The organism is Sphingobacterium sp. G1-14, from assembly GCF_002196555.1.
GTDB lineage: Bacteria > Bacteroidota > Bacteroidia > Sphingobacteriales > Sphingobacteriaceae > Sphingobacterium > Sphingobacterium siyangense.
In genome coordinates this window covers 4,516,438-4,541,368 of the sequence record NZ_CP021381.1, presented here as the reverse complement: position 1 = coordinate 4,541,368, position 24,931 = coordinate 4,516,438, and the positions used below count along the sequence as shown (strand labels likewise).

The window sequence follows — 24,931 nt, the reverse complement described above, 5'->3', positions numbered from 1 at the left end:
TTTTGATTTTAATGTCCTGCATCTAATACGTCAATCTTTCCGAATTTTTTCAGCTCATATTCTTTTTGCATCAGGAAGATAATTGGTGTAACCAGCAGAATATGGATTGCTGAAGTAAATACGCCTCCAACCATCGGCAATACGATTGGTTTCATCATATCACTGCCAACGCCGGTACTCCATAATATGGGAACCAGCCCGAACAGGGTTACACACACGGTCATTATTTTTGGACGTAAGCGTTTTGCCGCACCGTGTATAACGTATTCTCTAAGGTCTTCGTTTGTAATGGTTTCACGACTGTTTCCTTTTAATAGCACCAATTGTTGCATGGCATCATTGAGGTAGATGACCATAACAATTCCTGTTTCGACAGCAAGACCAAACAGGGCAATAAATCCAACAGCAACAGCTACAGAAAGGTTTACACCCCATAGACTAATCATAAATACTCCTCCAATCAGAGCGAATGGAATACTGATGAGATTGAAGAAAGCCTCTCTCATAGAATGAAAAGCAAAATACATAGACAGAAATATGATAACTAATACAATGGGCATAATCCATTTCAGTGTTTGTTCGCCCCTTATAAGGTTTTCATATTGTCCACTCCACTCTAAAAAATATCCCTGTGGCATTTTAAGCATCATATTATTCAGCTTGGCTTTAGCTTCTTCTACTGTGCTGCCAAGGTCTCTTTCTCTAACGTTGAATAGAACTGTACCTCTTAACATTGCATTTTCAGAGTTAATCATTGGAGCCCCCTCTGATAGCTTAACATCTGCAACACTTCCTAATGGAATAGGGCCAAAATCCATTGTTTGAACGGGCAGGCGTTTAAGTGCTTCAATATTATTTCTGAAATCCTGTCCGTAACGGGCATTTACAGAGAAGCGCTGCCTTCCCTCAATGGTAGTGGTCAATTTCATACCACCCAACGCGCTTTCAACCAAATTGTTTACATCGTCTATGCTTATATTGTATCGGGCAATTTCATCTCGGTTTATAACAATATCAACATATTTACCTCCCGTTATTGGTTCTACATACATATCTTTAATACCTGCCACACCCTCAAGTTCCGTTTTGATTTTTTGCGATAATGAATAGATGCTATCGAGATTTTGACCATAAACTTTTATGCCAACATCGGTACGGATGCCGGTTGACAGCATATTGATGCGGTTTATAATGGGCATTGTCCAACCATTTGTTACTCCGGGCATTTGAAGTTTCGCATTTAGTTCATTAATGATGTCATTCTTCTTTATTCCGTCCCGCCATTCATTTTGTGGTTTTAATAAAATGATAGTTTCAATCATACTGATTGGAGAATTGTCTGTAGCAGTATTCGCCCTGCCAGCTTTACCTAAAACGTGCGCTACTTCCGGTACAGATTTAATAATCTTATCCTGAACCTGCAATATTCGTTTGGCTTCTGAATTAGAAACATCGGGTAATGTAACGGGCATAAATAACAATGAACCCTCATCGAGTGGTGGCATAAATTCCCTGCCAAGATTTAATATCATTGGAATACTTATAATAAGTGCAGCGATGTTGATACCCAATACGGTTTTTCGCCATTTTACACACCATTTTATAACAGGCTCGTACAGCTTTTCCAAGCCCCGGTTTATCGGGTTTGAATGCTCACTTTTAAACTTGCCTTTCATAAAGAAAGAAATCAGCACCGGCGCAAGCGTGAGTATCAATAAAGCATCTACGACCAATATAAACGTTTTGGTATAAGCAAGCGGATGGAAAAGTTTGCCTTCCTGCCCTGTGAGTAGGAATACAGGTAAAAATGAAGTTATAATGATAATTGTTGAAAAGAATACGCCTCTTGAAACCTGCTTGCATGATTTCTCAATGATACTAAGTCGTACTTCCTCTGGAATTTTTTCGTAGCCAACATTTTTATTGGCTTTCTTTTTAAACCATTTTATTTTCATGATGGGTCGGATGTTTTTTGTTTACGCTCATTTTGCCAAACGGAAAGATTTCTGTAAGAGTTCTCTGACATTATAATTCCGTTATCTACAATTACCCCAATTGCCAATGCAATTCCGGTAAGGGACATAATATTGGATGATAACCCAAAAGCGTTCAATATGATAAAACTGATGGCAACGGTAACCGGAATTTGAATAATGATACTTAATGCGCTCCGCCAGTGGAACAGGAAAAGAATTACAATAAAGGCGACTGCAATAATTTCCTCTGCGAGCTTATGTTTGATATTTTCGATAGCTGCTTCGATTAATGTGCTTCTGTCATAAGAAGTTTTTAATGTTACGCCAGCCGGTAAACCTTTTTCAACATCTTTGATTTTTTCTTTAACGGCTTTTATCACTTGGTCTGCATTTTCGCCATAGCGCATTACTACAATTCCTCCAACAACTTCTCCTTCTCCATTTTGGTCAAATATACCCAGCCGCAAATCTCCGCCCATTTGTACGCTTCCGATGTCTTTTACTCTTACCGGAATGCCATTATAGTTGCCTACTGCAATTTTTTCAATATCAGCAGTATTCTTTACATACCCCAAACCTCGTATAATGTAAGCCATATCTGCCATTTCAAATTTGCGACCACCAACGTCATTGTTGTTTGCTTTTACTTTATTCATTACATCCATAAGGGAGATATTGTAATACTGGAGCTTTACGGGGTCAACGACTAACTGATATTGTTTTTCATATCCTCCAAACGAGGCTACTTCTGCAACACCTGGTACCGTTTGCAGTGCCAACTTGATATACCAATCCTGCAATGCACGCTGCTCTCCAAGTTCCATCTGCGGTGCATCCAAATGATACCAGTATATATGACCAACACCTGTCCCATCAGGGCCAAGCGTTGGTGTAACCTCCTGTGGCAATAGTCTTTGAGCATAATTAAGTCTTTCCATAACTCGTGTACGAGCCCAATAAACATCAACATCGTCATCGAAAATGATATACACGAAACTCATTCCGAACATTGATGTGCCTCTTACGTTCTTTACTTTGGGGATTCCCTGTAAGTTGCTTACTAAAGGATAGGTTACTTGGTCTTCGATAGTCTGTGGACTGCGTCCCATCCATTCAGTGAAAACTATTACTTGGTTTTCACTTAGGTCAGGAATTGCATCTATCGGATTTTTCTTAACTGCTGAAATACCCCAAACAAGTAAACCGGCGGCTATAAGCAGCACGATATACCTATTTTTCAAGGACAGTTCTATTATTTTTTGTACCATGATTTATTTTCATTTTAATACTGTTTTTTTACAGAACCGCAGGTCAGCATTTTAGAACCGTAGTAAGGGTTTTTGATTTCCTTGTTTTCGCTGAACCAAACAGCACCCTTGCCGTCATTGAACATCGGGCAATGGTCTTGATACAATGTTTGCGATGTACCGAACAAATCAATCAGGTCTTTCAAATCTTCGCCAAGCGAAGCCAAATGTTCCCGCTGGTGGTGGATGTTGCCAACATTTTCCCCGATATGTTCTGCGTGTTCTTTAGCATCGTCCGCTATGTCCATGTACTTTTTGTGCTTATCGGCAGGAACGGCTTTCATGTCCACTTTATTCAGGGTAGCTAACAGCTTTTTCCCTGAACTGGCGGCAGCTTTGTCATCGTCCGAAACAAGGGCGTTCTTTAAGGACAGATAATCGGTAACTATGGGCGCAATAGAAAAGTTTTTTGTTTCTTCTTTTCCTGTTGCTTTTGCTTCCTGACCGCTCGGTGTTTCGCTCACAACGGGCGCAGCTACCGTATCATCCTCTTTTGGCTGGGAAGCCGGCTGTTCTTGTGATACAACAGCAGTATCATTTGAAGAATGCTCGTTTTTGTTGGATACCTGATTGCATGATACTGTTACAAATGCCATGATAACAACAATGATTGATAATGTTAGATTTTTCATTTTTATTTATTTTTTGATTTTTAAAAAACTTGCGTTAATAGCCACTACAATGGTGCTTACACTCATCAGCACAGCACCCATAGCGGGACTTAAAACAAAATTCGGATAGAGTACGCCTGCCGCAAGCGGTATTGCCACCACGTTGTAGCCAACCGCCCATATCAGGTTCTGTACCATCTTTTTGTAGGTAAGTTTGCCGAAGTCAATCAGTTTGACCACATCCCTCGGGTCGCTGTCTACCAATATGATATCCGCTGTTTCGGCAGCCACGTCCGTACCGGAACCCACGGCAATGCCCACATCTGCCTGTGCCAGTGCAGGTGCATCATTTACACCATCACCAGTCATTGCTACGATTTCGCCTTTTGCCTGAAACTCCTTTACTTTCTCCTGCTTGTTGTGCGGAAGCACATTAGCCAAATACCCGTCCATACCCAATTTTCCGGCTACGGCAGCAGCAATCCTGTCGTTGTCCCCGGTGAGCAGAAAGGACTTGATGCCCATTTTTTTGAGTTCCTCAATCGCCTGTGCCGAACCCTCACGGATGCTGTCTGCCAAAGTAATGATGCCGATTACCCGGTCATCAATGAGGACAAAGTTGACCGTTTCGGCCTCTTGATTGATTTCGTTTGGAATTTCAGGCAGGGAAAGGTGGTTTTCGGTGAAATAATTCGGGCCGCCAGCTACGACATTTTTCCCGTTCACAACACCTTTAACACCTATGCCCTGCATATAGCTGAAGTTTTCAGACTTCCATAAGGCAAGGCTCTTTTCTTTCAATGTAGCCATAATGCCTTTGGCGATATGGTGTTCCGAATTTTGCTGTACTGCGGCAGCATACTGGATAACCTCATCGGCATTATATTCGTCTGTTAACGGTATAACCTTTTCTACGGCATGGGAACCTTTGGTGAGCGTTCCGGTCTTATCAAAAATGACAGTGGAAAGTTTTCGGGTGGTTTCAAATGCTGTGCGGTTGCGGATGAGCAGACCATTGGTCGCCGATAGCGTTGTGGAAATGGCGACCACCAACGGGATAGCCACGCCCAATGCGTGCGGGCAGGCCGTTACCATTACCGTCACCATTCTTTCAAGCGCAAAGGCAATATCTCCACTGCTTGCATACCAATAGGCAAATGTGCCTATGCCAACGGCAATGGCAATAAAGGTGAGCCATTTGGCAACTTTGTCCGCAAGGTTTTGCGTATTGGACTTAGTAGCTTGTGCCTCCTGCACAAGATTGATAACCCTGTTCAGGTAGCTGTCTTTTCCAACGGCTGTTACCTTAACTTTCAGCGCACCATCGCCATTGATAGAGCCTGCGATGACCTTTCCGTCCTTTTCCTTTTTCACGGGAATACTTTCTCCGGTAAGCATGCTCTCGTTGATATACGAAAGCCCCTCCAGTACCAATCCATCGGCTGGAATTTTTTCACCCGGTTTTATGATAGCCGTTTCACCGCTTTGCAGGTCTTCAAGCTTTATTTTTACCACTTCTCCGTTTCGCTCCACCGTGACATCGTTAGGCAGCAAAGCAACCAATGATTGCAAAGCCCGTGAAGCAGCCATTTGGGAACGCATTTCCAGCCAATGCCCTAACAGCATGATGTCGATAAGCGTAGCCAGTTCCCAAAAGAAGTCCATGCCCTGCAAGCCAAATACAACGGCTACGGAATAGACATAGGCTACGGATATAGCGATAGCAACAAGTGTCATCATCCCTATGGCTTTGGCGTTCACCTCGCCAATCATTCCCTTTAGGAACGGCAAGCCTCCATAGCTATAAATCACTGTACCCAATGCCAGCAGCACATATTTATCTCCATTGAAAGCAAGGCTGAAACCCAACCATTGCTGTATCATGTGTGACAGGAGCAGGATAGGGATTGTAATGACGAGGCTTATCCAAAAACGAGCGAGAAAATCGCCTGTATGATGCCCCTCATGTTTGTTAAAGCTATCTCTGGCTTGGTTATGATGAGAATGCCCGGAATGCCCATGTCCTGATTTTTGTACATGAGAAACTGAGCTACCGCCAACGGGAACCAGTGCCATGCCACAAAGCGGGCATTTGCCTGGTTCGTCTTTTAGCACCTGCGGGTGCATGGGACACGTGTATTTTTTCATAATAAGGGGTTTTAAAAGTTATGTTGCACTTAATTTTTTTGCCATCTCATGGGTCATTTCTTCGGCATAAGCACCATAGGCATCCACAAGTACGCCTTTATTTTTACCATCATTGGACGATATGGCATAAATCACGGCATTGTTATCAGGACTGCTGTCGAGGCTTTCAAACCTATGGGTTTCCGTAACCGTAAAATCCTCCGGTTTTAGTTTCAGGCTCCTTGACGCACAGTACAGGCAGTCCGGCAACAGACTAAAGTCCATACTGTATCCACGCTGTCTTAGGTCTTTAAGCGCCTGCACCATGTCATTGTACTGTACCATAGCTTTCAGACCTGTTATTTAATGGTTTCGACCGTACTGCCGCAGGTAAGCATCTGTGAGCCGTAATATGGGTTTTTAACAGCATTCTCTTTACTTAGCCAATTGGCTCCCTTACCTCCATTGTACATAGGGCAGTGCTGGTAATAAACGGGAGTATCCTGTTTAGACACTTTGGCCAGTGTGTAGATGCTTCCCGAAAGTGCCGCAAAAGCACTTCTTTGTTTTGCAACATCTTTTGATTTTGAAATGCTTTCCGCATTGGCGGTCAAGTCCTGCATCACTTTCATCCAAGCCGTATGTTCCTCTGCCGATAGCTTATTCATATCGACTGCTTTAAGGGATGCAGCCAATTCAGCGGCTTTGGCAGATGCGGTCGCCGCATCGGTTTTTATCAAAGCATCTTTCACTGAAAAGTAGTTGTCAAATACAGCCTTTAGCTGTGATTGGTTTTGGGCTGCATCTTTGTTAGCTGCCATTTGACTATGGTCGTGATTGCCATGTCCGGCATTCATGTCCATTCCCGCCTCCTTGTTTTTGGCAACCGTCTTCACTGGTCTATCATACTGGCAGCAACCAGCCAGTTTAGCATATACGTCATCCGGCGCACGGAACTTCTCACTGTCATAACCAGCCAAAGCGATACGTTTCAGGATTTCATCCTGATTTGTTTTGTCGCCGTCATAGGTGAGCGTAGCCATCTTGGTATCTTTGTTCCAGTCCACACTGGCTACCTTTTTTACGTTACCTGCCTTTTCGATGGTGGTTTTGCATATACCACAATTGCCGTAAATCTTTACGGTTTCTGTTTTCGCATTCTTGATTTGTGCGAAGCCGTTTATTGATGATAGTAATACGGCGATTACCATCACTATTTTTGATAATGATTTCATAATAATTACATTTTGAGAAACGGGGGATTGATAAACCCATTTCTGTTTTAAATTTTAAATAAATGATACAAATAGGGGATTTGCAAAAGCCGGAACAGCTTCTGACAGGACATACCTATGGCTATCAGGCCATAGTTTTAGCTTATTTTAGGCGGTAGCCAAATGGAGAAAAAGCCCGAAGAATAGTAGGCTTCTTTGAAACCGAATTTTTGCTTTTTAGCTGCTGCTAAGTGATTTTTTGCCTTTAATTCGATTACGGTTGGGACATTTAGGGAAGTGGTTGAAGCACCGCACCTGCAAGAGCTGTGGGAACAACCGCCCCCGCATTTGTCACTTTTGCATTTTTTACAGGATTTGCTCTTGCAACCTTTTTTATGTTCTGATTTTTTGGATTTCTCCTTTGAGCAGAAAGACTGCTCGGTCTTTGTTGAATTTTTGGAACAGGCATAGCTCTGACTTGGCATCATAAAGAAAACCAAACAGAACAATGTCAAAATGCCTATATGTATTCTATAATTTTTCAACGCAACAAAGTTACAAATTAGATTGGTTTTTTTTATATCGTTTTACGTTTTTTTTGCTATATGGAAAAATAATGCCATATACGCAATAACCTATCGCCTTTTTTCAGAATTGATAAAATGCCCTTTTTCATCAACCCAACCTCATGGAAATTCGGTCGGAAAAAGGGCATTTCAAAAAGTTGCTGGCTTAGGCATCCAAAGGTTCTATTTTGAAGCCTGCCTTTTGCACAGTCGATATTACTTCCTGCTCGGTAATGCCCTCGGACTTCACGGTAAGCACCTTGTCCTTATTGTTGGTGTCCACGTCCCAATGGCAGATGCCCTTGGTATTGTCCAGGTGTGGTTTCACAGATGCTATACAACCGCCGCAATTAATATTTGTCTTAAATTGAAATTCTTTATTTTCCATTTCGTTAAATTTTAAATGTTGTTTATTGGTACAAATTTCGCCACAATTCCGTTTGGCTTTATTGTGTTATTTTGGGTTTGATTTGTGACTTTTACTGATTTCTATTTCAACTAATAAAGCCACTTTTACCCTTTCTAACCTCAATGGTTTAAAAAGATAAAAGTGGCTCTGATAGCTAATTTTTCCCGAAGGATTTTTTTGCTATGCGGTGGCAAGCATTTCTTTACAAGCCTTTGCACATTCACGACAGGCATCAGCACATTGCTTACAATGCTCCATACCCATCGCAACGTGTTTCTCGCACTCGTCCGCACAAGCATTGCAGATGTCAATACATAACCTGCAGAGTTCTTTGCTAAATTTTCCGTCAAGACTTAATACATTTACTGCCGCAGAACAAATGGCAGCACATTCCAGATTGAGCTGAATACATTTCTTTAAATGTTCAACATCTTTTTCGTTCAAACAGGCTACTGTACATTGATTACACATTACCACGCATTGTTGGCAAGCCTCAATACAATTTTGAAATTTTGTCTGTATCATAATACTTAAATTTTTGATTTATGTAAAGTTCGTTATTTCTATTTAGAGCGTATTGTAATATTTCTTGTTTGATTTGTAACTTTTACTGATAATCCGACAGGCTCACTACAGGTTTACTTTTTCCATTTCAACCGCAAGCTGTTACTTACCACGCTCACGCTGCTCAATGCCATTGCCGCACCCGCAATCATCGGGTTGAGCAGGAAGCCGTTAACAGGGTAAAGGATGCCTGCCGCTACCGGAATGCCGATTACGTTGTAGATAAACGCCCAGAACAGGTTTTGCTTGATGGTGGCTACGGTCTGTTTGGACAAGCGTATTGCCTGCGGTATCTTGGTCAGGTCGGACGAAATGATGGTCATCTTGGCTACGTCCATTGCGATGTCGCTGCCTTTGCCCATTGCGATACTTACATCGGCTGTTGCCAATGCGGTGCTGTCGTTGATACCATCGCCCACCATTGCCACTACCTTTCCTTTACTTTGCAGTTCTTTCACAAAGTCGGCTTTATGCTGTGGCAAAACTTCGGCTTTGTAATGCTTGATGCCTGTCTGCTCCGCAATGGCTTTAGCGGTAGCTTCATTATCTCCGGTCAGCATATACAGGTCAATGCCCATTTCCTGCATTTCCCGGATAGCCTGCACCGATGTTTCCTTAATCTTATCGGCGATAGCGATTACAGCAAGAGCCTTTTTGCTGTTTGCAAACCAGATAACGGTTTTAGACTGTTTGCCCCATTCTTCGGCCTGGTCTTGTAATTCTCCGGCAATGGCAATGTTGTTTTCTGCCAATAGCTTTTTGTTGCCTACATAATAGGTTTCGTTATCATGGTCTGCTTTTGCGCCTTTGCCCGTAATGCTGTCGAACATGGATAAAGAGGTGGTCGCTACATCGCCAAGATGCTTCACTAAGGCTTCTGCCAATGGATGCTCGGATTGCTTTTCGATGCTCAAAAGGATTTCTTTTGCAGTGTCCTCATTGTTCAGCCATTTAATGCCCGTTACCTGTGGTCTTCCCTCGGTGATGGTTCCGGTTTTGTCCAAAACGATGGCATTTACTTTTTTGGCCAGTTCCAAACTTTCGGCATCCTTTATCAAAATGCCATTTTCAGCACCTTTACCAACGCCTACCATAATAGCGGTGGGTGTCGCTAAGCCTAAAGCACAGGGGCAGGCAATGACCAATACCGTAACGGCTGCCAACAGACCTTGAACAACCCCGTTTTCGCCTCCCAAAATCAACCATAGCGTAAATGTCAGGATGGCAATACCTATCACTGTGGGAACAAAGATGCCCGCAATCCTATCGACCAGTTTCTGTACGGGTGCTTTGCTTCCCTGTGCATCCTGCACCATTTTGATGATGTGGGCAAGCATGGTTTCTTTGCCCACTTTTACCGCCCTGAACCGGAAGCTGCCTTTTTGGTTAATCGTTCCTGCAAATACTTTTTCTTTTTCTTTTTTCAATACAGGTACAGGCTCACCGCTTAACATGCTTTCGTCCACATACGAATTGCCCGATATGACCATGCCGTCTACCGCAATCTTTTCACCGGGCTTTACGAGTATCACATCGCCTGCGCTTACGTCTTCGATAGCGGTCTGCTTTTCCGTTCCGTCCGCCTGTACCACGATGACCGTTTTTGGCTGCAAGCCCATCAGCTTCTTAATGGCTGAAGAGGTGTTGCCTTTGGCTCTTTCTTCCAGCAGTTTTCCCAAGAGGATGAATGCGATAATAACGGCAGCCGCTTCAAAATATACGTGAGCATGCAGTCCCCGTTGATGCCAAAAGTCGGCAAACAGCATATTGAAAACACTGAACAGGTAGGCAATACCTGTACTCAATGCCACCAGCGTATCCATATTGGCGGAACGGTGCTTTGCCTGCTTCCAAGCGTTTACAAAAAAATCCCTGCCCAACCATATTACAACGGGCGTGGAAAAGAGCCACATTATCGGGTCTGCATAGGGCATATCCATAAAGAACATTCCTATGATTACCACGGGCAGGGAAAGGATAATTGCCCAAATGGTCTTGTTTTTCAAGGTTCGGAATTTGTTTTCGTGGATGGCTTCGAGCGTTTCCTGCTGCTTGGTTTCGTCTTCAATCAATAGGTCGTAACCTACTCCCTGAACCGCTTTTTGCAGGGTGGAGGCATCGGTCATATTGGGCAGATATTCCACGGTAAGATTGCCCGTTGCAAAGTTCACGGAAGCATTAACTACTCCCGGTTGGTATTTCACAATGCTTTCGGCACTGCCCGCACAGGATGCACAGGTCATGCCCAATACCGGAAAAGCACTTTTAACCGTAGGAACTCCGTAACCTAAATCTTTAATTGCCTTAACAGCCTCGCCTACGGTTTCATTGCTATCTACTGTAATCGCTGCCCTTCGGTTGTTCAGCTCTACTTTATGGGTTTCTACGCCTTTTACCTGTGCCAATCCCTTTTCAACGATTAATGCACAGTGTTCGCTTTCTACATCCTCCAATGGAATGTATATATTTTCTCTGTTTGTCGCCATATTTGCCTGCTTTAATTTACAATATCAATCACTTCGAAGGATTTGATTGGATAACTGTCTATATTATTTGATTCTTTCAGCAGATCTGCAGCACCATTTCTTACTAATTTAATGATAATTTTCCCATCAATTTTATCTGTTTCATTTCTCTCAAAAATAGCGTGAATACTATTGCTGATTACTTCAAATAAAGGGATTAATGGCTTAGTTTTAGGAATGTAAAGTTTATTAACTCTATTTCTTAAATTTGTTATGTTTGAAATCGTAGGAATTGAAAGAGATGAATTCATAATGGCTAATTACAAAATATTTGATTACATATCCAAATATAAATAATATTAGATTAGAAGTAAAATAAATAGCTAGATCTACTAGAATTCCTCTTACCATGATTTATAAGAAATATTTAAAAGCTGTAATAATAATTTCTTGTCCCAACCTTTACACTTTTCAAAGTGTTTAACTTGGCAATAGGTCGAAGTACATCAGTTAAATCCTTATTAGTGAGATCTAGTTTTAAATATGAATCCTGTTGATTAAGTTCTACTATGATTTCTTTAATTGATTTTTTTGAATCGAAGAAATTAGAGTTAATCAAATTGTCTACGCCTAATTTGATTAGGTTGGTTCTTTCTAATTTCGCTTGAGCATCTCTTTTTGGTAATGGCTGATCGATGGCTATATCAGGATAAAATAATCGTGGTGATATTCCAAGATCAATAGCAATTGCATTAATTTGATCATGGGTGTACATTTCCGGCCGATTTGGATTCTCAATGTTTCCAATATATCCATCTGTCACATCTAATAACATCGCAAAATATGATTGTGATTTATTGTAACTATTTCGGATCTGTATGCTGTTTTTTACAATTTCAAGCTCATATTGGGATTTCTTGGTCATGGCAAAATATTTTTTGCAATGTCTATAGTTATTACTATATTTGTCTATAGTTGCAACTATAGAAATAAAACTATATATGATTAAGACGTAAATAAGCTGTATTTTCACTTTTCTATTCCGTTGAGGAAGTTAGAAGGTGTTTACTTGTAAGATCTCGTTCGAGCAATGTGGTAATTGATTAGGACACGAGTGGTAAGTAGACACCTCGGTGCAATGATATATATTGTTGGGCCGAGGTCTTACTGATTGTGTCTGGTAGGCAACTACCCCCGATTACCACCGGGAGCTCGAACTTTCAGTAGCCTCGGCCTAATTAATAATTAGACATTGAGGCTCTATTAAATTAGAGCTATGAAACAAAAGAAACAAATCACAAAAAACATCTTCAAATCTCCCGAGTAGCTCGGTTTGATTTCGCCAGCAATGATCTGGTAACATCAGCTATGGAATTCGAGATGCCCAACTATATACCGAGTCATATCCATTCACTAGAATTCTAGCTATCCCAATTAACCAATTTTATTACGGGCGGTTTACGGCCTAAAAAGTAACCGATTCAGTCGAACTGGAATAGGTATGCTCTAAACTCGCCATTAAAAATCTAAAGAATGAGATCTAATTACGCTCACCTAATTCTACTGGATTTGGTAATTTATGAAACTCATAGATCAGGATATGATCCTGTGAAAAATGTTCAAGACTTTTGGGATAAGTATCCTCTAAGTACAATCAAAGACTATATCGTTGTTTTGCATCCCGATACGGTTGATAACGAAAAAACGAAAGATAATCCGCAATTGTCTGAATTTTCCGTCGAACTTCTCCGCGTCCTGATAGCTTATTTAATGATCCATACGACTCAATTGGATCTTGGTAAGGTATCTATTTCTATCGAGCTACACAAAGAATCGATAGATACTTCCAAAGCGATTTCCGATTTCTTTCGGCGCGTATCCTCATCCAATATCAATTCCTGAAATGATGAAAAAATTAAAACTACAATCCAATAGCAGCGCATTGCTGCATATGCAAATACTAAAGATCACGGTACTTGTGATCTTATATTTTCTAGTTTCTATGTTTAGTTTATCAGCTCAGACGCCCCGCAAGGATAGCGGGGCCGATGGGCTACTAATCAAATATCTCAAAATAGGGGATACTATCCCGCAGGCTCTTTGGGATATACAGCTTGATGTCGTAGGGCATCAGACAGGGGCCAAACAATTGACGCTCCGCGACTATAAGGATAAGAAACTGATTATTCTAGATTTCTGGGCTACCTGGTGCTCCTCGTGCATAGCCTCATTCCCTGGTCTCTATAAATTGCAGGACGATATGGACGGCCTAGTCAAAGTACTTTCAGTTACTTACCAAGATCGTGCTGCTGTCGAGAAATTTATTAGCAAAAGTGAGTTTATACAAACCCATGGATTGGCTAATAGGTTTTCCTCCATTGTCAACGACAAGCTGCTGACCAAGTTTTTTGATAAAGACGCAATCCCATTTACAGTCTGTATTGACAACAATGGTGTGGTACGTGCACAAGCAATGCCGAGTGAACTAAATGCGCTTGCTTTGAAGCAGATGATCAAAGACCGAAATGCAGTGCCCGTAGCGGCCAAAGTACTCGCATTTGACCAGCCATTATTGCAGCCTTATTATGATGCTAAGATCATCAATTATTATTACAGCTCCTTACTGCCCTATGGTCAGGGGATATCGCAGGCAAGCAGTTTTACGGTGGACTCCACGCATCAGTATAAGCACCTCGTTGTACCCAATCTCAATGTATTTATGCAATATGGTATCGCATTGCAAAATGCTCAAAATTATATTGCCGGTCTTTCCAAGATTCGCGCTAGACGTATACTCGAAATAAATGCTCCCGATAGTATAATCCACAGATTGGAGCAGGATCGGAATTTCTGGAAATATACCTACGAATCGGTAAGCCCAATGCTATGGAATGATAATACCGTTTACAAAAAAATGGAAAGCGACCTCAATTTCTATCTCGGAATGAAAGCATCTTATCAATTACGTGATGTTGAATGCTTGGTGATGCGCCGTGCTGATGGTAAAAAGCCCCGCCAAAGTAAGGAATTGGCTAAGGTGCCAACAGTCATATTGAACGGTCTCGTGGAGAATGATGGGAGTTCGGACGGCAAGTTTTTGCAAAAGGCACAGCTTGGAAACGATAAGCCAAAGAATGCATTTATTGGCGTAGAAATAAAAAATATCCCCAATCTGTTTAACCTGAGGTCTTTCTCGGTATTGCCCTTTATGGTCGACGAAACGGGGCTTGATGAAAGGATAGACTTATCGCTTCCCGATAATCTCAGCGATATAGACCAATTAAAACAGGCTTTTGCGGTACAGGGTCTAAATTTATCGCTTGAACGACGCAAGATGATCATGTTCGTCTTAACACAGGATGGATTTAAAGACAGCGGTAGTGTTATGAAATTGACGCGCTACGGTTATGTAGCCGAGCATGGAAAGGAGCTGATACGATGAAAAACTGTCTTTTAATTATTTTTATCTGTGTTGTACTATGTTTGAAAACATTTGCACAGGGACAATCAATCCGAGTTCAGGATAGTGATACAAAACTGCCTATTGCTACTGTATCTATTAAAGATTGTGATGGAAAAGTCCTCGGCGCGACCGATGCACAAGGAGAGTTGTTACTGAAAGGAAAGATCAGCTGTCTTGTTTTTAGACGTATTGGCTATCACCCCGATACGTTATCGCTAGAATCTATAACTCGACACAATTGGATAGTATACCTCATACCTCAAGTAAATGAATTGGAAGAGGTACAGGTATCGACAGGTTATCAGGCCCTACCCAAGGAAAGAGCAACCGGAGCTTTTGATGTGATCGGAAAAAAGGAACTGGATAGACAGATAGGTCCTAATATCCTCAATAGATTGGATGGACTGAGTAGTGCCATACTTTTTGATAAACGTGGTGGCAATCAGAGCAATTTTATGGTCAGAGGCCTGAGTACGATTACCGAAACCATCAAAGGTCCATTGATTGTGGTGGATAACTTTCCTTATGAGGGCGATATCAACGATATTAATCCCAATGATGTGGAAAATATTAGCGTATTGAAAGACGCTGCTGCCACGTCTATTTGGGGTGCTAAGGCTGGCAATGGTGTGGTCGTCATTACGCTAAAGAAAGGGAAATTTGATATGCCGGTCCGTCTTTCGGTAACGAGTAATATCTCTGTTATTGATCGGGAGGATCCCTACTACCGGTCGCAGGTGGACAATTCAACCCATATCGAGGTGGAGCGACTTCTCTTTAATCAGGGCTATTACGACAATACGCTCAATAATAAGGTGTATAATCCTGTGGTCAGTCCTGTGGTTGAGCTCTTAAACGATCATCGTAATAAGTTGATCGACGACTCGGCCTTGGAATCCCAATTGAATGCAATTGCTCAGGGAAACTTGCGTGCTGATATAGCGCGGTACCTGCGTCAAAAGGGAATTAATCAACAGTATAATGTGCAGCTGAGTACTGGAAGCGAGAAGCTGGCGTCTATTTGGTCGGCCGGATTTGATAAGGTGCGGAGTAATATTGTCGGCAATGAAAATAGTCGGTTTACACTTCGTACAGAGCAGACCTGGCGACCGATTTCTAAATTGGTACTTACGGGGGGAATGCAGTTCAATGCAAATAAAGTGACCAACAATGGTATTTCATCCTTAGCAATCGGAAGTGCTGGGCTAGCTTATCCTTATTCGCGGCTATTGGATAGCGATGGCAATCCGAGTCGATTGGAGCAGAACTACAGAAGTCGTTTTCTGGATACGCTGGGCGGAGGCAAATTGTTGGATTGGTCGTATTATCCCTTGGCAGATCAGAAACTATTGGATAAGACGGATAATACGAATGTGCTGAAATTTGACCTTGCAGCAGCGTATGAATGGATAAAAGGGTTGCGGTCTGAATTGCGGTATCAGTATTTTACATCGAATGGCCTCCTCGTGGATCGGATGGATCATAACTCATTTTATGTGCGTGACCTCATCAATAAATATAGTCAGTTAAAAGGTAATGTCATTGAGCGTCCTATTCCAATGGGCGATATTTTGGATAGAACTTCAAACAGACAGTATGGTCACAACATGAGGGCACAGATTTCCTACGATAAGCAATCCAGCCTTGGCGATCTGAATGTGTTGATAGGTGGGGAGATAAGGGACAATCGGGGGCTACTGCACACTTATCGGCAGTACGGATACGACAATGAACTCAACATATCCCAACCTGTTGATTATCGCACAATTTTTACTTACTACGCTGGCCTTGGAAGCAATACGATCTGGTATAACTTTAATGATGAACGTAATGTAGACCGTTTTGTCTCCGTTTTCTTCAACGGATCGTATAATCTGCTCAAAAAGTATACAGTTTCAGCAAGCGCACGTCGTGATGCATCAAATCTGTTCGGTGTAAATACCAACAATAGATGGAAACCGCTGTGGTCAATTGGTGGTATGTGGAATGTCGATCGCGAAAGTTTCTATAACTGGGCTTGGATGCCGCACTTAATCTTACGGGCGACCTACGGAAAAAGTGGAAATGTAAACAATTCAGTTCCTGCACAGACGACCATAACCTATAACTCCAGTCCCGGTGTACTGGGGGGATTCACCAATGCCTATGTCAATAATCCGCCCAATCCAGACCTGCGATGGGAGGATGTAAGCCAGTTAAATTTTGGACTCGACTTTGGCCTAAAGCACAATCGAGTGACTGGATCGGTAGCTTACTTCAATAAAAAAGCAACCGATTTGATCGCCATTGTGAATGTTGATCCAACTGTAGGTGTCGATTATTTAAAAAGAAATGCCGCAAGCCTGCGTACACAGGGCTGGGAAGTACAGCTCAATACGCTCAACATCGATGCCCCGTTGCAATGGCGTACCACCTGGTTATTTTCGTCCAATAAAACCCGGATTATGAACTATAGCTATCGGTCAAACGTGAATGCTGATATGGTAAATTCGGGCCAATCGCTTACACCAATAGAGGGTTATGCTGCTTATAATCTAGTCAGTTACCGGTTTATGGGACTCACAGCTGATGCCGGTAATCCTCAGTTTAGTGTAAACGGACAGCCTTATTCCAATTACGCCGATTTAAGGTCCAAAGTTTCTCTTGAAGATCTGGTATTCCATGGATCTGCACTTCCTGAACAGTTTGGGAGTATCAGAAACAGTTTTACTTTCGGTGCTTGGGAAGCCGGTATCAACATCGCTTATCGTTTCAACTATTTTTTTAGAAGAGAATCCGTCAATTATTCCTCCTTATCCTCTAATATCCCGCTACACAGCGATTATTATAAAAGATGGCAAAAAACGGGTGATGAGGCGACGACTAATGTTCCTGCATTCAATTACCCATTGAATTCCAACAGGGATCAGTTTTATATGAACTCCGACATTTTGGTCGAGAAAGGTGATAACATCACTTTGCAGGACATCAGCTTGAGCTATCACTTGAAACCCAAACGGGGCTATTTCAAAAGCATTTCCCTACAGGCTTATGCCCGCAATCTTGGAGTGATCTGGAAGGCAACCAAGCTAGATTTGGACCCAAATGGAATTACCATGCGGATTCCCGCGCAATTTTCCCTAGGTGTAAACGCTCAATTTTAACATGATGAAGACAAACATAATTTCAACCATACTATACTGCTTGTTGATAACATTGGCAGGATGTAACAAATTCTTGGATGAGAAATCCAAAAGTTCATTGGCAGTTCCCAAAACATTGAAAGATCTACAGGCATTAATGGATTATGAGCTTTATACCGTACGCAGCTTTCCGATCGGGATGGATGTCGCCTCTGACTATTATTTTATGAACGATAAAGATGTGAAGAGTTTGGCGGCAGAATTAAGTGATGTTTATCTTTTGAATAACGAACAGACTAAATTGACAGACTGGACCGAAAGCTACAAAAAGATTATGTATGCAAATATCGTTTTGGATAACGTTGATCAGGCAGATTTAGACGGTATGTCAAATTCGGAAAGGGATTTGGTCAAGGGAACGGCGTTGTTTCACAGGGGATGGAATTTATTCTGGCTGGCTCAGGAGTTTTCGCAGGCTTATGAAGCTGGTACTGCAAAGAACGAGCTTGGCATCCCACTTCGTACGACCTCAGATATCAATGTTAACTTTCAACGTACTAATCTGGAAGATACTTTTTTGCAAATCACCAAAGATCTTCGGGATGCGGCTGGTCTGCTCCCCAATCTGCCGCTCAAAAAGACGAGACCATCCAAAGCTGCCGCTTATGCTGTACTGGCCAGGGTGTTCCTCTACATGGGGAATGTAAGTGAAGCCTTAAACTATGCGAATCTTTCCTTAGCGATCCAAAAGGATCTTATTGATTATAGGATGGTGTCGCCAACAGCGGCAATTCCATTTGAATTAATGAATAAGGAAGTTATCTTTCATAGTGGTATGGCGTCATCAGGTGGCATATTTACGGGAACAAAATCTTTTGTCGACACAGTACTGTTTGAACAGTACAACGGAGGTGATTTGAGGAAGACACTGTATTACAAAAAAAATGCAAATGGATTTTACAATTTCAAAGGAAACTATGCGGGTACAATAGGAAGCTATGCATTTTGCGGTCTTGCAGTAGATGAACTTTATTTGATTAAAGCCGAATGTGAAGCAAGGTCAAATCAGTTGATTGATGCTGGTAATACGATGGTTGAATTGTTGAAAGCACGTTATGAAACAAGCAAGCTACCCATTGTACCCGCTGGAAAGGCTGAACTGATCGACTTTATATTGAGCGAACGTAAAAAGGAACTGGCTTTTCGCTTTGGTACGCGATGGTCGGACATAAAACGGCTGAATAAGCACTATAATGCGGGCATTCGAATCGTACGTAACTTTGATGGAAAGGAATATATTTTAGAACCTAACGATAAGCGATTTGCGCTATTGATCCCATACTCGGTTGTCGTTGCTGGAGGGCTTGTCCAGAATCCACGATAGATAGGAAAGGGCGAACCACCGCCCTTTCCTATTTTTTGCAGATCTTAATTTTCCGCGCGATAGAACACATGACTAGTTGGCGTTCCTGAATTGATTTCAGATTTAAGCTCGTTTGTCATTTGTGGTTTACCAGCACCGTCATTTTCAGCTTTGATACCACATAGAACTTCGTCGCTTGGACATAATGTGGCAATATCACCCGAATAGGGCTGGTAATTGTCTGGGTCGGTCAGATCACCACTTGGATTAATGACTTCCCACGATTGCTCAGTAGTGCTTGTCGCTTTTCTACTGATTTCATTGGCGTGTCCAGCATAGACACCCAATCCCAAAACTGCTCCCAAAATTGGAACAACTAATTTTACTTTTTTCATGTCGATAATTTTTAAAGTTTATAAATGCAGGTCGGTAGTTTCTAATCCTTCAATATCCTGTCTCGGAGACTTGCCTTGTCGTAGGTTTATCGATATATCTGAATTGTCGCAATCCCGAAAGAAGATATCGCTCAACTATTGACTACCTTTCCTGCTGGTCGAATCCCCGTCGGGATTCGCTATGCATAGTTTTTATTGCTTTTTTTAGTTTGTATTCCATCAGCCATGCCGGTGCCGCAAGTAAAGTAACCGCCAGATTGAATTGAAAATGTTGTTTCCAGCTCATTTTCTCAAATACTTTTCCGCAGGCACAGGGCACATAACCATAGATTTCGATATAGGCCAAATAGGCATAGATCGAATAGGCTGTCATTAATAAAATAGCCAGCCCCAAGCCCCATATCCTTACCTGTGGAATACACATCAGGAGGACAGTCCCCAGCTCCAACATCGGAAGCAAATAGCTCAAAATGGCCATCGCCCATTGCGGAAGTGGCTGTTTGTGAAGCTGACTCACAAAAGCTGCATGGTTAAATACTTTTCCAAGTCCAGTGAAGAAAAGTAATAGGATCAGCATGACTAATGCGATCAGAATATACCACTCCATATAGGTTTGCCGCTTTGATTGCTTAGCTTTTTTGGAAACTGTACCTGCCACCCCAGTTCCATCATGTTGTATATAGTTTCCGCTTCGTTCCATAGTCTTTTTTGTTAACCGCTTACCAAGTTTTACAATGCTAAATTACAGCGATAAAAGGGCGAGCGTTAAGCAGAAAACAAGCGATCAATTGGCAGAAAACAGAATTGTTTAGGAAGGCGGTTCTTGAGCACCTTGGGCAGATAAGGGTGCATTGCTAGCATTTTCCTGCTGTTGCTTAAAAGATCCCGGAGTAAGTCCTGTCTGGTTTTTGATAAATTTGTTGAGTTCAATAACACTGCTAAATCCACACTCTTCGGCCGTAGTAGCCAATTTCTCATTGCCCACGATAGTGGAAGCAATATGATGCAATAGCAGCTGATTCCGATAATCATGAAATGTGCACTTATACTTTTTTTTATGTTCTTCGTTGATATAATCTCTGGACTTCCTCAGTACTCCAGCTATATCAGATAACCGAACCTGCGCCCCCTGGTGCAAAATCATTATCTGCAGTAAATTCCGCGCCTGCTCAATCAGTTCTTCCTTGCCATCGTCTTGTATCTTAAAACGGCTCAGCTGGATCAGAAAGATCAGCTGCTTTAAGAGCATATGCTCATTGTCGAGGATATTGGGGTTGATCTTGCTGAAAAGCAATTGTAGCTGCTGCTTGGTGACATCGCCCACACGGAAGGTAACACTCTTGTCCGACTGCGGTGACTGATTCTTCTTGGCCTGTACCAGATGATCCAAAAAACCGAAGTGCCGGTTGGCAGGTGGCCGAAAAAGCCCGGCATCCAAAATAAAGCCCACCAAGATGTGACGACCTTTTGGAATGGTTAATCGGTATTCGCCTTTGGCAAGATAAAGATAAGCACCCCGCCCTTTGGCAAATTCAATAGCAAAATCCTGTGTGTAATGGCTTTGCCTTAAGGGGGAGTCACTTAGCAAAGGGTAGGTAAGATGTAGGTCGCCCATTGAGGTATAGATTGGGATGGTTTCTTCATGTTCCATCCAAAATTCATAATAATAGAGATAGCCATAGCGGCCATCAAAAGTCTGCTCGCAGATGCAGTTATGTACCGATTGCCAATGCTGTACCTGGGCATTGCGAATAGGATAAGTCAGACGCTGTATCGGAGAGGTAACAGGCTCATATTCCTGTGGCAGGACAAAGTCATAACTTCTTTCCATAAAGATCAACTTTAGCTAATAATGGTTGGTTTAACTACTTGATTTACTGATTTTAATCTATCGAAAAATGTATTCTAATAAAACGGAGCGAGATTATCAAAAAAAAGTGTGCATAGGTCTGGGGAGATGGCGAACAGGTCTAGAAGTAGGGTGAATTTTAACGGGCTAAAAAATTAGCGGTTCACCCTGATCCACAACCGATGTACCCAAAAATGAAGCTGATGTCTTGCATTTCTGCCAAATTCGCCACCGTGATCACCTCGCTTTCCTGGCCCGAAAGCAAAGTGACCAAACTGGGCAAGTTTGGTGCTGGACGGATACAAAAAAGATGAAATCAATATGGAACAGCTTTTTATAGAATTGCAGCTTTTGGCTAACCAGGCACTTTGTACCTTTTCCAATGCGGAAACAGCAGAGCTCTTGGGCGATGCTGAGGAGGAAAAATGTGATATCTACTACTTCTAAGCACAAATAGTAAACTGATGGGTGATCCGGACACCCTTTTTTGATAACCAATTAGTCGAACAAGTATGAACAATATACCTCAAAATATGGGGCATAACTCCGATTTAATGACAGATACATTAGCCCTGAATAGCCACAGCTGGTACAGATCGCTCAAAGCTGTAGCCCTCTTATACCATTGGCAATTGATTCGGGATGCAGGGGGGCTTATCCGTTCCCTGCGGATACATCAGGAATGGTCCAATCAGCAGCATTATCAGGTAGATGACAATTTATTAGCGCAGCTGATCAAAGCCTGGCCTGGGAACGATCCGGGGCCTCGCATCTGGGCCTGCTTACATATTGGTCCATATGGCCTGATCGCAAGGGCATTGATGCTGCTGGGACATAAGCTGGCCATATTATTGCGTTCCGATGTCTTTGAAGCGCAGGGACAGATTTACAGGAAGCAGTTCCGGCTCTCCTTTGGCCGGGAAGCGACCGAGAACGAATTAATCTTCATTCGTGCTGATCAGGGTAATCCGCTTTTAAAGCTCAGGGAAGCACTTCGGAAAAACTACCACCTGATTTTCTTTATCGATGGGCAGCTTAGTGCTGGTGAGGCTTCAAAGGGATGGGTACCGGTCAGACTGCATAAATCGGATCTGCTTTTACGTGAGGGGATCGCCGCGTTAAGCTTTTGGACTAAGGTACCAATCAGAGCTGCCATCATGACAATGGTAGACGGGCAAATTACCCTTCGGTTTGGAGAGGAAGGACGATATGTGAACAATAGGTCCGACTACCAACCTGCACTGCAGTATATCCTTGATCTTGTGGAGGAACTTGCTGCGGAAGAACTGGTGCAATGGGAATGCTTGCCGGCAGTCTTTGATCATGAGCTGGTGATAAAGCAGAAGCAGATGCCTTTACAAAACCTTTGGCTACCGTTTGTTGTGCAGGGAAAAAGAATGCTCTTTGATCTGGCGACTGGTCGTTCGGTGGTTATTGGAACCAAGGAATTTGAAATAGCCCGTCAAAAATTTAGAAAGATATGGTTGAATGTTTAAACGTGTTTTTTTTGACTGAGGTTGTATAAATCTTCTTTAATTGATAAATTGTCTCTTAAAATAATTTATTTATTAAAATAAGGATTTGTTTTTTTATTACCTAAACCAATTATGATCAAGGACAGTATTCTTAAACCATTATCAGCGCGATTTCACTTTATTTTTTGGGGTGGCTATTTTGCCTGGATTAGCCTAGTCAATATCTATAAATTCGGCTGGGGGCATGTATGTATTATCATACTAATGATTCCCATTATGTTGGGCATTAGCTATACCAATCGAGCTTGGCTGCGACGTGCGCTATTTAGGCGTTTTACCTTGCAACGGGTGGGCATCATGATCGGTTATTTTTTGCTGACAGCCCTAGCAGTTTTTCTGCTGCTATATCAATTTCCGACAGAGCTTAGCCGGAAAGTACTCAAAAACCCCAAATTGTTCAGAGCGGTAGACTTTGGAATCGACGTATTTACTTTCTATGTGACTTTTGTGCTCAAAGGCATTTTAATTCTGGCTATTGAGATCATTTACAATCTCAGTGCAGGTCTTTTCAGGCATTTGGGATGGAAAAGAATACATTCTCTAGAAAGTCTGAAAGCAAGGCTTTTTCGTAACTGGACCGTTCATTTCATGGGCAATCTGACACAGAGCTTTACCCGTCTGGTACGAAAGCGACCTGCAGTTCTGACCCGAATAGAACTGTTCTTTGGTCTGGAAGCCTATGCTATGCGAACGATGAACTTTAGACAGCATATATCGGGAAAATTGGAAGATGAGCTCTTTTATCTGAAGCAGCTGATGCGCCTGTATGGTGAGCATCACATTCATCTGCAGTCGGATATTCAGGACTGGAACCATCCGATTATTCCCATGATGCTATTGAGCCTGTATAAAAATATGGTCAAACACGGCGATTATAGCGACAGCTCTTTTGAAAGTATTATTTATGTGTTTAGTGATATGGAGAGGGTATCAATAAGTTGTACCAATAAGGTTTCATCACAGTCTGCCTGGATCTTTGAAGAAGGAGGCACTGGTTTAGAACAATTGACAAAATTGCTCCGGCTGGAATACGGCGAAGCATTTTCCTTGATAAAACAAATGGCTGACGGTATATTTTACTTGAACTTGGATATAAATTTTTAACATGGATACAATAAAAAAAATATTAAAGCAGGAGGGACGGCTCCAAAAAATCTGTGTGGGGATTGTGGATGATGATCCTGATGTTGTAGATGATCTTAAAAGATACGTAGACTTGACAGATGGTGTCGAATGTGTGTATGCGACGACCAATCCCAAGGAAGCCTTAGTGGCCTTGCGTCGCTTAAAACTGGATATTCTATTTCTTGATATTGAGATGCCCATCGTTGGGGGACTGGATATTTTGGGGCAGCTGGAAAGTCTCAAGCGGGGCAACACGGGTATTGCAAATCTTCAGGTGATTGTTTGCAGTACGAATAGAGAAGTAGGCGACAAAATGTTTCACTACGAGGTAACCGATTATTTTCTCAAGCCCTTCGAACAGGAACGTTTTTATAAAGCTATGGACAGAGCAAAAAAGAGAATTCAGCATTATGGTTTAAATAACTTGAATGATGATAATAGGTGCTTTTTCTATGGAGAACGAGGGGCTCTAAAAAAGAGGCTAAACTATGATGAGATCTGTTATATTGAAGCAAAAAATAATCAGACCAGAATATGGATGAATGATAAAACTTTCGTTGAAGTCAACGAATCGTTCGGTAATATGCTCGCCCTGTTACCCAAGGCGAGTTTTGCACAGGTACACCGAAGTGTTGCGGTTTCTCTCAAGCACGTGCTGGGGGTGACTGCCCATCATGTATTCCTTCCTGATATAGAAATAAACCGCGGCGAAAAGGGAAAATACCAATATTTTGACCAGTGGATTGAGCAAAATTCCATTAGTGGTAAGTTTCAGATACATGGTATCGTCAGAGAGGGAAAAGAGATGACGAACACGAGTCAAAGGATGTAATGTTAATA

Annotated in this window: 22 protein-coding genes; 8 read left to right on the top strand and 14 right to left on the bottom strand. The window is 42.1% G+C overall.

The annotated features are described in order from the left end of the window. Positions 1-8: 8 nt before the first annotated feature. The 11 genes from CBM24_RS27940 to CBM24_RS19510 form a co-directional block, all read right to left on the bottom strand. Positions 9-1,955, bottom strand: coding sequence for an efflux RND transporter permease subunit (locus CBM24_RS27940; RefSeq protein ID WP_088162392.1), 1,947 nt, complete (start codon positions 1,953-1,955; stop codon positions 9-11). Next, positions 1,952-3,244, bottom strand: coding sequence for an efflux RND transporter permease subunit (locus tag CBM24_RS27935; protein WP_088162391.1), 1,293 nt, complete (start codon positions 3,242-3,244; stop codon positions 1,952-1,954). The genes CBM24_RS27940 and CBM24_RS27935 overlap by 4 nt, the downstream gene beginning before the upstream one ends. Before the next feature lie 14 nt (positions 3,245-3,258). Further along, on the bottom strand, positions 3,259-3,915 hold the full coding sequence (locus tag CBM24_RS19555) for a DUF3347 domain-containing protein (RefSeq protein ID WP_088162390.1): 657 nt from the start codon (positions 3,913-3,915) through the stop codon (positions 3,259-3,261). 6 nt (positions 3,916-3,921) lie between these two features. Then, positions 3,922-6,042: a heavy metal translocating P-type ATPase gene (locus tag CBM24_RS19550; RefSeq protein ID WP_070566705.1), complete on the bottom strand. Its 2,121-nt coding sequence runs from the start codon at positions 6,040-6,042 to the stop codon at positions 3,922-3,924. Positions 6,043-6,060: 18 nt separating this feature from the next. Further along, positions 6,061-6,366, bottom strand: a complete 306-nt coding sequence (locus CBM24_RS19545; RefSeq protein ID WP_002981094.1) for a hypothetical protein — start codon at positions 6,364-6,366, stop codon at positions 6,061-6,063. Positions 6,367-6,380: 14 nt separating this feature from the next. Further along, a complete protein-coding gene (locus CBM24_RS19540) occupies positions 6,381-7,256 on the bottom strand; it encodes a DUF3347 domain-containing protein (protein WP_034735069.1) in 876 nt (291 codons plus the stop codon). 711 nt (positions 7,257-7,967) lie between these two features. After that, positions 7,968-8,189, bottom strand: a complete 222-nt coding sequence (locus CBM24_RS19530) for a heavy-metal-associated domain-containing protein (RefSeq protein ID WP_088162389.1) — start codon at positions 8,187-8,189, stop codon at positions 7,968-7,970. A 201-nt stretch (positions 8,190-8,390) separates the two neighbouring features. Then, positions 8,391-8,735, bottom strand: a complete 345-nt coding sequence (locus CBM24_RS19525) for a four-helix bundle copper-binding protein (protein WP_088162388.1) — start codon at positions 8,733-8,735, stop codon at positions 8,391-8,393. Positions 8,736-8,848: 113 nt separating this feature from the next. Then, positions 8,849-11,260: a heavy metal translocating P-type ATPase gene (locus tag CBM24_RS19520; RefSeq protein ID WP_088162387.1), complete on the bottom strand. Its 2,412-nt coding sequence runs from the start codon at positions 11,258-11,260 to the stop codon at positions 8,849-8,851. 11 nt (positions 11,261-11,271) lie between these two features. Continuing rightward, positions 11,272-11,550 (bottom strand): hypothetical protein, encoded by a 279-nt coding sequence (locus CBM24_RS19515; protein ID WP_088162386.1) that lies wholly within the window; start codon positions 11,548-11,550, stop codon positions 11,272-11,274. 116 nt (positions 11,551-11,666) lie between these two features. Then, a complete protein-coding gene (locus tag CBM24_RS19510; protein WP_088162385.1) occupies positions 11,667-12,164 on the bottom strand; it encodes a helix-turn-helix transcriptional regulator in 498 nt (165 codons plus the stop codon). Positions 12,165-12,772: 608 nt separating this feature from the next. Here CBM24_RS19510 and CBM24_RS19505 point away from each other — a divergent pair. Genes CBM24_RS19505 through CBM24_RS19490 form a run of 4 tightly spaced genes read left to right on the top strand, consistent with a single transcriptional unit; the run spans position 12,773 to position 19,208 of the window. Beyond that, positions 12,773-13,141 (top strand): hypothetical protein, encoded by a 369-nt coding sequence (locus CBM24_RS19505; RefSeq protein ID WP_157698535.1) that lies wholly within the window; start codon positions 12,773-12,775, stop codon positions 13,139-13,141. A gap of 1 nt (position 13,142) precedes the next feature. Further along, entirely contained in the window at positions 13,143-14,681 is a 1,539-nt protein-coding gene (locus CBM24_RS19500; protein ID WP_070568244.1) for a TlpA family protein disulfide reductase, read from the top strand. Further along, positions 14,678-17,845, top strand: a complete 3,168-nt coding sequence (locus CBM24_RS19495; RefSeq protein ID WP_088162383.1) for a SusC/RagA family TonB-linked outer membrane protein — start codon at positions 14,678-14,680, stop codon at positions 17,843-17,845. The genes CBM24_RS19500 and CBM24_RS19495 overlap by 4 nt, the downstream gene beginning before the upstream one ends. 1 nt (position 17,846) lies before the next feature. Beyond that, positions 17,847-19,208: a RagB/SusD family nutrient uptake outer membrane protein gene (locus tag CBM24_RS19490; protein ID WP_070568238.1), complete on the top strand. Its 1,362-nt coding sequence runs from the start codon at positions 17,847-17,849 to the stop codon at positions 19,206-19,208. Positions 19,209-19,252: 44 nt separating this feature from the next. Here CBM24_RS19490 and CBM24_RS19485 read toward each other — a convergent pair whose 3' ends face one another. From CBM24_RS19485 to CBM24_RS19475, 3 genes are all read right to left on the bottom strand, one after another. Next, positions 19,253-19,582: a hypothetical protein gene (locus tag CBM24_RS19485; RefSeq protein WP_070568235.1), complete on the bottom strand. Its 330-nt coding sequence runs from the start codon at positions 19,580-19,582 to the stop codon at positions 19,253-19,255. 142 nt (positions 19,583-19,724) lie between these two features. After that, positions 19,725-20,282, bottom strand: a complete 558-nt coding sequence (locus tag CBM24_RS19480) for a MauE/DoxX family redox-associated membrane protein (RefSeq protein WP_070568231.1) — start codon at positions 20,280-20,282, stop codon at positions 19,725-19,727. Between the two features lie 108 nt (positions 20,283-20,390). After that, the gene (locus tag CBM24_RS19475) at positions 20,391-21,413 is read right to left on the bottom strand and encodes a helix-turn-helix domain-containing protein (protein WP_088162382.1); all 1,023 of its coding nucleotides are present in this window, start codon (positions 21,411-21,413) and stop codon (positions 20,391-20,393) included. Positions 21,414-21,752: 339 nt separating this feature from the next. Between CBM24_RS19475 and CBM24_RS27930 the strand changes: the two genes are divergently transcribed. The 4 genes from CBM24_RS27930 to CBM24_RS19460 all read left to right on the top strand — a co-directional run bounded on the left by CBM24_RS27930 (position 21,753) and on the right by CBM24_RS19460 (position 24,923). After that, complete coding sequence (locus CBM24_RS27930; protein WP_262507962.1) at positions 21,753-21,878, top strand: hypothetical protein; 126 nt, start codon at positions 21,753-21,755, stop codon at positions 21,876-21,878. A gap of 65 nt (positions 21,879-21,943) precedes the next feature. Next, positions 21,944-22,927: a hypothetical protein gene (locus tag CBM24_RS19470; protein ID WP_088162381.1), complete on the top strand. Its 984-nt coding sequence runs from the start codon at positions 21,944-21,946 to the stop codon at positions 22,925-22,927. 111 nt (positions 22,928-23,038) lie between these two features. Next, on the top strand, positions 23,039-24,070 hold the full coding sequence (locus CBM24_RS19465; RefSeq protein ID WP_088162380.1) for a hypothetical protein: 1,032 nt from the start codon (positions 23,039-23,041) through the stop codon (positions 24,068-24,070). 1 nt (position 24,071) lies between these two features. After that, a complete protein-coding gene (locus CBM24_RS19460; protein WP_088162379.1) occupies positions 24,072-24,923 on the top strand; it encodes a LytR/AlgR family response regulator transcription factor in 852 nt (283 codons plus the stop codon). Positions 24,924-24,931 lie beyond the last annotated feature (8 nt).